The organism is Micromonospora sp. MP36 (assembly GCF_008119785.1).
Lineage (GTDB): Bacteria > Actinomycetota > Actinomycetes > Mycobacteriales > Micromonosporaceae > Micromonospora.
The window spans coordinates 58,768-71,321 of sequence record NZ_VSFA01000018.1 but is presented as its reverse complement, the minus strand read 5'-3'; the positions used below and the strand labels follow the sequence as shown (position 1 = coordinate 71,321).

The following is a 12,554-nucleotide window of genomic DNA, read 5'->3' as shown; positions in this document are numbered from 1 at the left end:
CCTCGCAGCCGATCCACCGCCCGTCGAGGGGCCTGGTCCCACTGGGCCAGGCCCCTCGCCCGTATCCCGAACATGATCTCGCCGGTTAGGTCGCCCACCACCTGCTGACATAATGCGTCTCGGCTGCCACCAGGCGATCGACGTTCGCTTCGCGTGCCTGGTCGGCCGGGAAGCGGGAGGAGGCGGGCAGGTGGCGTCGAGGGAGTCCATTTCCGCCGGGCTCGGCATGCCGGAGGCCGCAGCCGCGATCTACCTGTCCCTGCTGGAGCGGCCGACCGCGACCACTGCGGACCTCGCGGTCGCCTGCGGTCTCGACGCCGACGACACCATCGCCAACCTCACGTGGCTGCGCGACCACGGTCTCGTGCTGCGAGCCAAGGCCATGGCACTCACCGGGATTCCCGACCGGTGGTCAGCCGCCGAACCCGACCATGCCCTACGCGACCTCGTTCGTGCCCGCGAACGCACGCTGCACGACGTTCGCACCGCGCTTCCCAACCTGCAGGACCGCTTCCGCCAGGCGCACCGCGACTCCGGGGTCGGGCAGGTCACCGAGTACGTGCAGGGGTGGGAGAACGTCGGCGCGCGCTACCACCAGATCCTCCGGGACGCGACCGAGGAGGTCGCGCTGCTGGACCACCGCCCGTACACGCCGGGCCCCGCGCCGACGGAGGAGTCGATCCTGAGCCGAGGCATCCGGTTCCGGGTGATGTGTGACCCCGTCGACCTTCCCCAGCAGTTGGCGGACGAGTTCGCCGCGCTGCGGGGTCTGGAGGCCCGCCTGCATCCGGACGTGCCGTTTCGTGGGATCATCGCCGATCGAAAGATCGCGGTGATCATGATGGACCGCGAGCCGCAGAACGTGTCCGCGATCGTGCTGCGTCCGTCGCCCCTGCTCGACGGGCTTGTCCTGCTCTTCGACGCGTGCTGGAGTCGGGCGGTGCCACTCGGCGCGGACGCGGTCACCCTGGAGGGGCAGGCACTGCAGGTGCTCAAGCTGCTGGCGGCGGGGCTCAAGGACGAGGCGATCGCCCGACAGTTGAACACAACCACCCGCACCGTCCGGCGCCGGGTCCAGGAAGTGCTGACCGCCCTGCACGTCAAGTCCAGGTTCCATGCCGGCGTCGAGGCCAGTCGACGCGGCTGGGTCTGATCCCGTCTCGGTGCCGACCGCCGACATCAACGTCGGCTGCTCCGGGCCCGGTGCCGGCGTACCGCGTCGCGGTTGGCGCACCTCGGTGAGCAGTAGCGCTGCCGGCCGGTCCGGGACAGGTCGGCGTAGATCGTCTGGCAGCCGTCGAGGGCGCATCGGCCCAGCCGGTCCATGCCGCGACTGGTCAGGTGCAGGGCGGTGCCGACGCTGATCAGGGCGCGGAGCACTGCCGACAACGGCACGCCGTCGTCCCGGTAGTGCAGGTGCCAGGGTCCGTCCGCGTGGTTGGTGAGCCGGGGGTACGTCGACGCGCTGGCCAGCATCCGGTTGAGCAGCACCGCCCGCTCGTCCGCCGAGGTGGCGTCCACGATCTCGGACCACTCCTCGACGAGGCGGAGGGCGACCGCGAGGTCGTCGTCGCGTACCGGCATGTCCATCACCACCCCGGCCGCCTGGCATCGGCGGGCGAGTTCCGGCACCGAACGGGGCGGCTGGTTGGCCAGGTCAACGGCCAGCCGTACCGGATCGGCGCCGTAAGGGTTGAGATGCATAAGGCCATTACAGCAGGCTGTGGTCATGAGCGACAGCAACGGGCACGTCTGGCGGACCCGGTCCCGGCACCGGACGAGCGAGGGGACTCTGTACTACCAGTCCTGCCACTGCGGCCTGTGGCGGATCCGTGCCGGCCGACAGGCCGGAATCCCGGTCGAGACCCGGCCCCTGTCGACGTACCGCCCGCGTCGCTGAGTCCGGTCCGGCAACGGGATGCCCCACCCCCGTTGCGACGTTGGATGGCTGGAACGCCGCAGAAGTTTCGTCAGGTGTCTGGTGATCCCAGCCCGAGCTGGCAGCTACGGTCGGGTGGCCGGCAGTGAGATCGGTGAATGAAGGCGGCGGCGGTCGCCAGACCGAGCACGCCTCACTCACGTCGATACGAGCCGGGTCGAACTACCGACTGTGGCGGGCGGCCCGGGCCCTTCGGGATCGCCAGCTGCCGATAGAAGGGACTCTTGATGGCGCGACGAAAGCTGCGCCCGCGGGCGGTCGGCCTCACGGCTGTGTCCTGTGCGGTGGCGCTGGCTCTCTCGGCAGGGGTTGCCGGACCGGCCGCGGCCAGCCCGGATGGGGTCGGGCCGGTCTTTGTCGACGGGCAGGCTCAGATCGTTCCGGATTTCTCGAACTCGAGCAGCTGGATCCGGCAGCGGTTGTGGGTGGAAACCGAGTTCGACTCCGACGGCGACGGCAAGCTCGATCGCATGCACGTGGACGTCACCAGGCCGGCGCAGACCGAACAGGGGTTGAAGGTGCCGGTTGTCTACGAGAGCAGCCCTTACTACGCCGGTACGGCGTCCAGCCAGTCGCAGTACTTCTGGAACGTGCGCCACGAGCTCGGTGCGCAACCACCGGCCCGGCTCTCACCGCCACCGATCGCCCACCAGCCGGGTCGGACCTCGGTGTCCACCAGCGAGGTCAACACCTGGGTGCCGCGCGGGTTCGCCGTGGTCCATTCCGATTCTCCGGGTACCGGGCTGTCGCAGGGCTGCCCGACGGTCGGGGCACCCAACGAGTCGCTGGCGCCGAAGGCGGTGATCGACTGGTTGAACGGCCGCGCGAAGGGCTACACCAGCGTCAACGGGGATCAGGAGGTCTCGGCGACCGGTTGGGCGACCGGCAAGGTCGGCATGACCGGTACGTCGTACAACGGCACTCTGCCGCTCGCCGCCGCGACCACCGGTGTCGACGGTCTTGAGGCGATCATCCCGATCGCGCCGAACACGTCGTACTACCACTACTACCGCTCCAACGGGCTGGTCCGGAATCCCGGCGGTTGGGTTGGCGAGGACATCGACTACCTGTTCGACTACATCAACAGCGGCTATCCGGAGCGCCGCGCGTACTGCATCGACACGATCCGGGTCGGCGAGATGAACCGCTACCAGGACCGGGCGAACGGCGACTACAACGACTTCTGGGCCGGTCGGGACTATCTCCACGCCGTCGGGAACGTCAAGGCCGCCACCCTGATGGCGCACGGGTTCAACGACTGGAACGTGGTGCCTGAGCACAGCGTGCGGATCCTCGAGGCGCTCAAGGCGCAGGGCACGCCGGTGCAGGCGTACTACCACCAGGGTGGGCACGGCGGTGCCCCGCCGCTGGACATGCGCAACCGGTGGTTCACCCGCTACCTGTACGGGGTCCAGAACGGTGTCGAGAACGACGCCCGGGCCTGGGTGGTGCGTAACGAGACCGGTGCCAGCCAGCTCACCCCGTACGCGGACTACCCCAACCCGGCCGCGGCGCCGGTCACCATGGTGCTGAAGCCCGGCGGCAACACCACCGGCGAACTGACCTCGTTGGCTCGGCCCGGCAGTGGCGTCGAGTCGCTGGTCGATGCCGGCAACACCGCGTGCAATGCCGGCGCCCTGGCCACCACGGTGTCCGACCATCGGCTGCTCTACGCGACGCCGGAACTCACCGCGCCGGTGCACATCTCCGGTACGGCGGAGGTGACGCTCCGGATGAGCGCGAGCAAGCCGGCGGCCAACCTGTCGGTGGCGCTGGTGCGGCTGCCCTGGACCGGCGGATCGGGTTGCGAGTCGAGCACCCGGGGGACCACGACGAGCATCATCACCCGTGGCTGGGCGGACCCGCAGAATCGCCACTCGCTCACCCGGAGCGAGCCGCTCGTGCCCGGAGAGTTCGTCGACGTGACCGTGCCGCTGCAGCCGGACGACCAGGTCATCCCGGCCGGCTACCGGATCGGCCTGATGGTCTTCTCCACCGACCACGAGTTCACGCTGCACCCGGCCCCAGGCACCGTGCTCAACGTCGACCTGGCCGCGACGGCGCTGCGGCTGCCCGTGGTCGGCGGCCCGCTGGCGATGCCGGTCTGCGTGAGCACCGACGCCCGGACGACGGTGGTCGTCGGCGGCGTCGACAGCGGGGTGCCCAATCACCCGCTGGCTGGCAACTGCACCATCAACGACCACCTCCTCGATGGGGAGCAGTGGTCGAACCACGGCCAGTTCGTGACTCATGTCAACCAGGTGGTGGACCAGTTGGTCGCGGCTGGGGTGGTCACGTCGGGGCAGCGTGGGTCCATTGTGTCGGCGGCAGCCAGGTCGCGCGTCGGCAGGTGACGAAGTAGCACTTCGGTGGGCGCCGCACGTTTCGTTGGACGGCTGGCGCCCACGGAAGGTCTGTCAGGTGTCCGGTGATTCCTGATCGGTGCCGGAGGCAGCTTCCGGTGGCCGTACGGGATCGCCGGCGGATTGAAGGTGAGGTGGACAGCCAGTGAGACTCAAGGTCGCGATCCTCGCGGCGCTCGCCATGGTGGCCGGCCTGCTGACCGGCGCCGGACCGGCGAGCGGCGCCCCGGCGGACGGCCCGCCGATGCCGCTGCCCAGCCCGAAGGTGCATCCGATACAGGTCACCGGACCCGCCGCCGAGCGGCTGAATCTGATCATTCTCGGTGACGGCTACCAGTGGGACCAGCAGAGCCTGTTCCTGAAGGACGTGGACCGCAACCTGGCCGTCATGTGGGCCACGGAACCGTTCCGGACCTACCGCGACTACATCAACGTGTACGCGGTGGAGATCGCCTCGATCGACTACGGCGTCCGGTGCGACCCGGATGGCCGGGTACGCCACCCGGACGGCACGATCCGGGACACCGGCCAGCGTGAAGGTCCGATCGACGCCAAGAACACCGCGCTGCGCATGATCTTCCAGAACGGCTGCAACGATCCCCTGTCGCGCGGCACCGTCTACGGCGGGGCGCCGGTGAACTGCGCGAACTACGCCGCCTACTACCCACCGGGTGTGAACCCGTGCGAGACCGGCGCCCAGGCGCACAACCGGATCATCGACACCTACGTCGCGCCGGTCCTGGGTATCCCGCGCACCGCGCAGAACCTGCAGACCTTGGCGATCTTCAACACGTTCACCTATGGCGGGATCGGCGGCACCCAGGCGACGACGTCCGGCGGCTCCCCGCAGGGCCCGCTGATCTCGTTGCACGAGATCGGCCACTCGCTCGGCACGCTGGCCGACGAGTACCCGTACTCCTCGCGTGACGTGGTGCGGCCCTGCTACACCGGCGGTGAGCCCAGCAGCTTCCACCACACGATCTACAGCGATCCGCAGAAGATGGTCGAGGATCAGCAGAAGTGGTGGCGCTGGGTCGGCGAGGAGAGCCGGTCCGGTGGCACGATCGGGGTGCACGAGGGCGGCGGCACGTACCCGTGCGGGCAGCGCCGGCCCAGTGAGCACTCGATGATGCGCTGGATCGGGTTCGACTTCGACCAGATCGGCCTCGAGCACATGGTCGCCAGGGTGACCGGGATGCGCAACTCCGGGCAGATGAACGTCCGGCACACCCCACTGGGCACGGTGGCGTCCGACAGCGTGCTGTGGGTCGAGCCTGGGCAGCCGCGTTACCACGAGCTCCAGGTCACCTGGCGGATCGGTGGCCCGAACGGCACCGTGCTCGACACGCACAACAGCCGCGACCTCGACCTCGGCGAGTTGGACCTGCCCGCGGGGACCGTGGTGCATGTCGAGGTGCGGGATCCGGTGGGGCCGGACGGCATCGACTGGGTCCGCAACCCGTCGACCGGCAACACGGCCACCAACTCGGGCTACAACGGGGCGCGGTTCGTGCAGACCCGGCAGTGGACGGTGGGTGACACCAAGGTGGCACCGTCGTCGCCGGCCGCGACCATCACCGGCTCCACGCCGAACACCCAGCCGGTCGCCGGCGACGAGGTGGTCTACGTGCGTACCAACCACCCGAACGACCGGATCCTCGACGTGACCTGGTCGCTCGACGGCAAGGCGCTGCCGAACCCGCACAACAGCCGCAACCTCGACCTCAGCGCGTTGAAGCTGGCGGCGGGCACCTACCGGCTGGCCGCGGTGGTGACCGACCCGGCCGATCCGGGTGGGGTCTCCGACCGGATCGAATGGACCGTCGACAACGCGCGGCCGAGCGCTCCGCGTACCCTGTCGGCGCCGCTGACCCGGCTCGCGGACAGCATGGAGCATCCGGTGTACTTCAACGGTTGGGACATGTGGCTGGACCCGCAGGACGACCACACCGGCTACGCCGAGGACCGTTACGTCGTTGGTCAGCTTCGGCTGAACAAGGACGGCTGGTTCAACTACTTCGGGTTCCCCGAGCAGCCGATGCCCGAGTCGCCGTTCCAGTTCCGCCACTCGGGCACGAACATCAAGGCGCTGACGTACGGCAACCTCGGCACCGGCGGGCTGTCGAAGGCGGCCTTCGAACAGACCCTGCCGGACGACCACCCGGGTGGCGGGTTCGTGCCGGGCTTCGGCACGCACCTGGTCGAGCACCGCGCCATCGACGCGGCCGGCAACGTCGGCGAGCCGAGCGCGTACCGGGCCACCGTGCTGCCCGGCTCGTCGCCGGACTGCACGAGGACGCTGACCGGCCAGCAGCCGCGGGTCGTGGTCAGCGAGGGCGTGACCTGCCTCCGGGGTGCCCAGGTGGCCGGTGGGGTGTCGGTGCGTGCCGGCGCTTCGCTGGTGGTCAGCGACAGCTCGATCGACGGAGGGTTGACCTCGACGGGCGCCGCGGCGGTGCAGTTGTTCGGCAGCACGGTGAACGGGCCCGCCCGGATCACCGGAGCCACCCGGGACGTGACGATCGCCGGCAGCACCTTCAACGGCTCGCTGACCCTGTCGGACAACGTCCAGGTGACCGCCAACGACCGGTTCAGCCGGCTGGCCGGCGCGTACGGGCCGATCCTGGTCGGTAGCCGGGTCAACGGATCGCTGAGCTGCACGGGCAACAGTGCGGCGGTGAAGGACTTCGGCGCACCGAACACGGTCAACGGTGCCAAGGGCGGTGACTGCGCCGCCCTGTAGTGCGCGGCAACGGAAACGAGCGGTGGGTCGGTAACCGGCCCACCGCTCCGTTGGCCCATCGCTGCTCGTCGCGCCCGGCACCCTGGTGCAATTTTACTGGGATGAGCGGCTGCTCCCGCCGCTGCCCCCTCTATGCGGTTTCCTCGGCGACGGCTAGGATCAGTGCAATGGCACACCTTACTGGGGGATGTTGATGGCATCTGGGCGGCTCGGTACCGAGCGCGGCCGGCAGGAGCGGGCGACTCGATGACCGTTACGGCGAGCTACACCATCCCCGGCATGCGCGTCCGCGACCACGTGTCCGAGGTGCCGCTGGACTGGTCCGACCCGGCGCGCGGCACCATCCAGCTCTTCGCTCGTGAGATCGTCGATCCGGTACGGGCCGGCGAGGACCTGCCGTGCCTGGTCTACCTGCAGGGCGGACCCGGCGGGAAGGGTCCGCGTCCGCTCGACCGCTCCGGCTGGCTCGGCCAGGCACTGTGCGACCAGCGCGTCGTCCTGGTGGACCAGCGTGGCACCGGCCGCAGCACCCGCGTCGACGGCCGCCGGATGAGCGGGTTCGCGACCGCTGCGGACGCTGCCGACTTTCTCGCCTGCTTCCGGGCCGACGCGATCGTCGCCGACCACGAGCACCTGCGGAAGACCGTCTTCGGTGGCCGCCGCTGGTCCACCCTCGGGCAGTCGTACGGCGGCTTCATCACGTTGACGTACCTGTCGAAGGCCCCGGAAGGCTTGAGCGCCTGCTATGTCACCGGCGGCCTGCCCGGCCTCGACCCGTCGGCCGCCGAGGTCTACCGGCGCACCTATCCTCGTGTCGAGGCGAAGAACCGGCAGTTCTACCGGCGTTACCCGCACCAGGTGGCGCAGGTCGGCCGGATCGCCGACCGGCTGGCCGAGGGTGAGGTGCTGCTGCCCGACGGCGACGTGCTCACCGTACGGCGGTTGCAGTCCCTCGGCATCGACCTCGGCATGAAGCCCGGATACGAGCGCATGCACTGGCTGCTCGACGAGACATTCTCGGGCGACGAGCTGTCGGCGACGTTTCTACAGCAGGTGCTGGAGCGGACTGCCTACCGCGACAACCCGCTGTTCGCGGCCCTGCAGGAGAGCATCTACGGACACGGCCCCGCCGCCACCGGCTGGGCGGCGCAGGCCGAACGCGCGCGGCATCCGCAGTTTGCCGAGGATGCCAGGCCGTTGCTGTTCACCGGCGAGATGATCTATCCCTGGATGTTCGAGGAGATCGCCGAGCTGCGGCCGTTCCGCGGCGCCGTCGAGCTGCTGGCCGCCCGGGAGGAGTGGCCGCAGCTCTACGACCTCGACCGGCTGGCCGGCAACGAGATCCCGGTGGCGGCCGCCGTCTACCACGACGACATGTACGTCGACGCCGGGCTGCAACTGGACACCGCCGCCCGGGTCGGCAACGTCCAGACCTGGGTCACCAACGAGTACGAACACGACGGCGTCCGTGCGGACGGCAGGGTCTTCGCCCGGCTGACCGAGCTGGTCCGCGAACAAGGGGGAGGAGTCACCGATGCGTGACGGCAGGCCGCCGAAGCTGGCCGAGATCGCGACGTTCACCCAGTACATGAACACGGGTTGGGGCGTGCCGGATCGCACCCCGCCGGTCGTGCCCGGCGCCGCCGAGGCGGCCGCCGACCATCGGGCCCGGCTGGCCGAGGCGCTTCCCGGCCGCACGATCGTGCTCGCCGCGGGAGAGGCGCCCGTGCGCAGCAACGACACGACGTACGACTTCCGTCCGGACAGCGACTTCGTCTGGGTGACCGGCTGCGGAATCGAGAACGCCGTCGTGGTGCTGCGCGACGGCGACGCCACGCTCTACCTGCCGCCGCCCGCCCGACCCGGCGAACCCGGCTTCTTCACCGACGCCAGGTACGGCGAGCTGTGGGTCGGGGCCGCTCCCGGACTGGCCGACTGGGCGCGGGCGCTGGGCGTCGAGGTCCGGCCGCTCGCTGAGCTCACCGAGGACGTGACCCGGGACGAGGAGGTGAGCCGGACCCTCGCCGAACTGCGCATGTACAAGGACGAGTGGGAGATCGGGCAGCTCCGCGAGGCCGTGGACCGCACGGTCGAGGGCTTCGCCGCGGTCGTCCGCGAGGTCCCCACCGCGATCGCCGGGCCGGGGGAACGGTGGCTGCAGGGCACCTTCGACCGGTACGCCCGGGCGTACGGCAACGGCCCCGGCTACGCCACGATCGTCGGCAGTGCCTCGCACGCGCCCACCCTGCACTGGGTGCGCTGCGACGGCCCGGTGCTGCCGGACGAGCTGCTCCTGCTCGACATGGGCGTCGAGGTCAGGAGCTGTTACACCGCCGACGTCACCCGCACGCTCCCCGCCGCCGGCCGCTTCTCTCCCGTCCAGCGGCAGGTGCACGACCTGGTGGAACGGGCTCATCGGGCCGGGCTGGCGGCGGTGGGCCCCGGCCGCCGGTTCACCGATTTCCATCACGCGGCGATGGAGGTGATCGCGCGGGGACTGGCGGACTGGGGACTGTTGCCGGTCTCCGTGGACGAGGCACTCTCCGACAGCGGCCAGCACCACCGGCGCTATCTGGTGTGCGGCATCGGCCATCACCTGGGGCTGGACGTGCACGACTGCGGCCGGGCCGCACCGGAGGCCTATCAGGGCGCGGTCATGGCACCGGGCATGGTGCTCACCGTCGAGCCCGGGCTGTACTTCCACGCGCACGACCTGACCGTGCCGCCGGAGCTGCGCGGGATCGGCGTGCGCATCGAGGACGACCTCCTGGTCACGCCGGACGGCGGGGAGGTGCTGTCCCGCGCGTTGCCGCTGGACGCCGGCGGGCTGGAGAAGTGGATGGCAGCGCAAACCATGTCCGGCACTGCGATACGACCCGAGGAGGACCCAGCATGACCACCCCCGCCAGGCCGTGGCGTGGCGTTCACGTCGCGACCGCACTGCCCTTCCATGACGACCTCTCCGTCGACTACGACGCGTTCGCCGAGCACGTCCGGTTCCTCGCAGCCGCCGGCTGCGACGGGGTGACGCCCAACGGCTCGCTCGGCGAATACCAGACGCTGACCCCGGAGGAACGGGCGAAGGTCGTCGAGGTGGCGGTCCAGGCCGCCCCCACCGGGTTCGGCATCATGCCCGGCGTCGCCGCCTACGGCGCGCTCGAGGCCCGCCGCTGGGCCGAGCAGGCGGCCGCAGCCGGGGCCACCTCCGTCCTGCTGCTGCCGCCGAACGCCTACCGCGCCGATCGCGGGGCCGTCGTCGCGCACTACCGCGAGGTCGCCCGGGCCGGGCTGCCGGTCGTCGCCTACAACAACCCGATCGACACCAAGATCGACCTGACCCCCGCGCTGCTCGCCGAACTGTTCCACGAGGGCCTGATCGTCGGCGTGAAGGAGTTCACCGGCGACGTCCGCCGGGCGTACGAGATCGCCGAGCTGGCACCCGGCCTGGACGTCCTGGTCGGCGCGGACGACGTGCTGCTCGAGCTGGGCCTCGCCGGAGCCGTCGGCTGGATCGCCGGCTACCCGAACATGATCCCGAAGACCACCGTGGAGCTCTACCGGTTGGCCACCTCGGGCGACCCCGCCGACCTCGCCAAGGCGCTGCCGGTCTACCGCGACCTGCACCGGTTGCTGCGCTGGGACTCCAAGACCGAGTTCGTCCAGTCGATCAAGCTGTCGATGGACGTCTCCGGCCGCAAGGGCGGTGCCTGCCGCCCGCCGCGACTGCCACTGGCGCCCGAGATCGCCGCGAGGATCATCGCCGACACCGAGGCCGTCCTCGGCAAGGGCTACCGATGAGATCCCGCCGCACGTTCCACGCCGTCGACTCACACACCGAGGGCATGCCCACCCGGGTCGTCGTCGGCGGCATGGGCACCATCCCCGGGGCGACCATGGCCGAGCGCAGGCTGTGGTTCATGGAGCACAGCGACGACATCCGCACCTTGCTGATGTACGAGCCGCGGGGCCACGCCGCGATGAGCGGCGCCATCCTGCAACCGCCGACCCGTCCCGACGCCGACTACGGCGTGCTCTTCATCGAGGTCACCGGCCTGCTGCCGATGTGCGGCCACGGCACCATCGGGGTCGCGACCGTGCTCGTGGAGACCGGGATGGTGCCCGTGGTCGAGCCGGTGACCACGATCAGGCTCGACACCCCCGCCGGGCTGGTCGTCGCCTCCGTGGCGGTGCGCAACGGCGCGGCGGAGTCGGTCACCATCCAGAACGTCCCGTCGTTCTCCTACGCGCTGGACCGGAAGGTGGCGGTGCCGGGCTTCGGCGACGTCGCGTACGACATGGCCTTCGGCGGCAACTTCTACGCGATCGTCGATCTGGCGGACCTGGGGCTGCCCTTCGACCGGTCCCGCGCCGGCGACCTGCTCGCCGCCGGTATGGCGATCATGGAAGCGGTGAACGAGCAGGACCGTCCGGTCCACCCCGAGCGCCACGACATCAACGGCTGCCACCATGTGTATCTGAAGGCCCCAGGCTCGACCGCCGCCTTGTCCCGGCACGCCATGGCCATCCACCCCGGCTGGTTCGACCGTTCCCCCTGCGGCACCGGCACGAGCGCCCGGATGGCCCAGCTGCACGCGCGCGGCGAACTGGGCATCGGTGAGGACTTCGTCAACGAGTCGTTCATCGGCACCCGCTTCACCGGCCGGCTGCTCGAGGAGACCACGGTCGGGTCGCTGCCCGCCGTGCTGCCGTCGATCACCGGGCGGGCGTGGATCACCGCAACCTCGCAGTTCCACCTCGACCCCACCGACCCGTTCCCCGCGGGATTCCTGCTGTGAGCCCGGCGCCCGTCCCGGAACTGCCCGGCGTCGGCCGCAGGGAAAACCTCCGCGACCGGACCCGGGAGGCCCTGCGCGCCGCGATCATCTCCGGCAAGCTGGAGCCCGGCGTGGTCTACTCGGCGCCCGCGCTGGGTGCGCAGCTCGGCGTCTCGCCCACCCCGGTGCGGGAGGCCATGCTCGATCTGGTGAAGGGGGGCCTGGTCGTCCCCCACCCGAACAAGGGCTTCCGGATCACCGAGATGTCCGAGGAGGACCTCGACAACCTGGCCGCCGTGCGGCTGCTCATCGAGCCGCCGACCGTGCGGGACGTCGTGGCGGTGATCCCGAAGGAGGACATCCCCGAACTGCGGACGCTCGCGCAGTCCATCGTCGACGCGGCGGAGCAGGGCGACCTGGTCGGCTACATCGAGGCCGACCACGTCTTCCACCTGACCCTGCTCGGCTACAGCCGCAACCGGTTCCTGGTGGACGTCGTCGCCGACCTGCGTTCGCAGACCCGGCTGCTCGGCCTGACCCCGCTGCTGAAGAGCGGCAGGCTGGGCCGCTCGGCTGCCGAGCACCACGAGCTCCTGGACTTCATCGAGGCCCGCGACCCGTCCGGGGCCGAGCTGCTGATGCACCGGCACATCAGGCACGTGCGAGGCCTGTGGGCAGGTGGCGCCAAGGACGCGCCGGGACAGAGCGAATGATCAGCGCAGCGCCGCCGCGTC

Annotated in this window: 10 protein-coding genes; 9 read left to right on the top strand and 1 reads right to left on the bottom strand. The window is 70.4% G+C overall.

What is annotated here, in order from left to right; all coding sequences use genetic code 11:
• Window positions 1-190: 190 nt before the first annotated feature.
• On the top strand, window positions 191-1,153 hold the full coding sequence (locus FXF52_RS16125) for a LuxR C-terminal-related transcriptional regulator (protein WP_187413526.1): 963 nt from the start codon (window positions 191-193) through the stop codon (window positions 1,151-1,153).
• A gap of 26 nt (window positions 1,154-1,179) precedes the next feature.
• Here FXF52_RS16125 and FXF52_RS16120 read toward each other — a convergent pair whose 3' ends face one another.
• Complete coding sequence (locus tag FXF52_RS16120) at window positions 1,180-1,704, bottom strand: CGNR zinc finger domain-containing protein (RefSeq protein ID WP_148797721.1); 525 nt, start codon at window positions 1,702-1,704, stop codon at window positions 1,180-1,182.
• 25 nt (window positions 1,705-1,729) lie between these two features.
• On the opposite strand from FXF52_RS16120, the gene FXF52_RS41670 reads away from it, so the two are divergent.
• The 8 genes from FXF52_RS41670 to FXF52_RS16085 all read left to right on the top strand — a co-directional run bounded on the left by FXF52_RS41670 (window position 1,730) and on the right by FXF52_RS16085 (window position 12,533).
• Window positions 1,730-1,900 (top strand): hypothetical protein, encoded by a 171-nt coding sequence (locus tag FXF52_RS41670; protein WP_187413525.1) that lies wholly within the window; start codon window positions 1,730-1,732, stop codon window positions 1,898-1,900.
• Window positions 1,901-2,166: 266 nt separating this feature from the next.
• The gene (locus tag FXF52_RS16115; RefSeq protein WP_148797720.1) at window positions 2,167-4,293 is read left to right on the top strand and encodes a Xaa-Pro dipeptidyl-peptidase; all 2,127 of its coding nucleotides are present in this window, start codon (window positions 2,167-2,169) and stop codon (window positions 4,291-4,293) included.
• 154 nt (window positions 4,294-4,447) lie between these two features.
• Window positions 4,448-7,045 (top strand): M64 family metallopeptidase, encoded by a 2,598-nt coding sequence (locus tag FXF52_RS16110; RefSeq protein WP_187413524.1) that lies wholly within the window; start codon window positions 4,448-4,450, stop codon window positions 7,043-7,045.
• Window positions 7,046-7,291: 246 nt separating this feature from the next.
• Complete coding sequence (locus FXF52_RS16105) at window positions 7,292-8,587, top strand: alpha/beta fold hydrolase (RefSeq protein ID WP_148797718.1); 1,296 nt, start codon at window positions 7,292-7,294, stop codon at window positions 8,585-8,587.
• Entirely contained in the window at window positions 8,580-9,941 is a 1,362-nt protein-coding gene (locus tag FXF52_RS16100) for an aminopeptidase P family protein (RefSeq protein ID WP_148797717.1), read from the top strand. The genes FXF52_RS16105 and FXF52_RS16100 overlap by 8 nt, the downstream gene beginning before the upstream one ends.
• Window positions 9,938-10,843 (top strand): dihydrodipicolinate synthase family protein, encoded by a 906-nt coding sequence (locus FXF52_RS16095; protein ID WP_148797716.1) that lies wholly within the window; start codon window positions 9,938-9,940, stop codon window positions 10,841-10,843. Before FXF52_RS16100 ends, FXF52_RS16095 begins: the two co-directional genes overlap by 4 nt.
• The gene (locus FXF52_RS16090; RefSeq protein WP_148797715.1) at window positions 10,840-11,841 is read left to right on the top strand and encodes a proline racemase family protein; all 1,002 of its coding nucleotides are present in this window, start codon (window positions 10,840-10,842) and stop codon (window positions 11,839-11,841) included. The genes FXF52_RS16095 and FXF52_RS16090 overlap by 4 nt, the downstream gene beginning before the upstream one ends.
• The gene (locus FXF52_RS16085; RefSeq protein WP_148797714.1) at window positions 11,838-12,533 is read left to right on the top strand and encodes a GntR family transcriptional regulator; all 696 of its coding nucleotides are present in this window, start codon (window positions 11,838-11,840) and stop codon (window positions 12,531-12,533) included. The genes FXF52_RS16090 and FXF52_RS16085 overlap by 4 nt, the downstream gene beginning before the upstream one ends.
• Window positions 12,534-12,554: the final 21 nt, after the last annotated feature.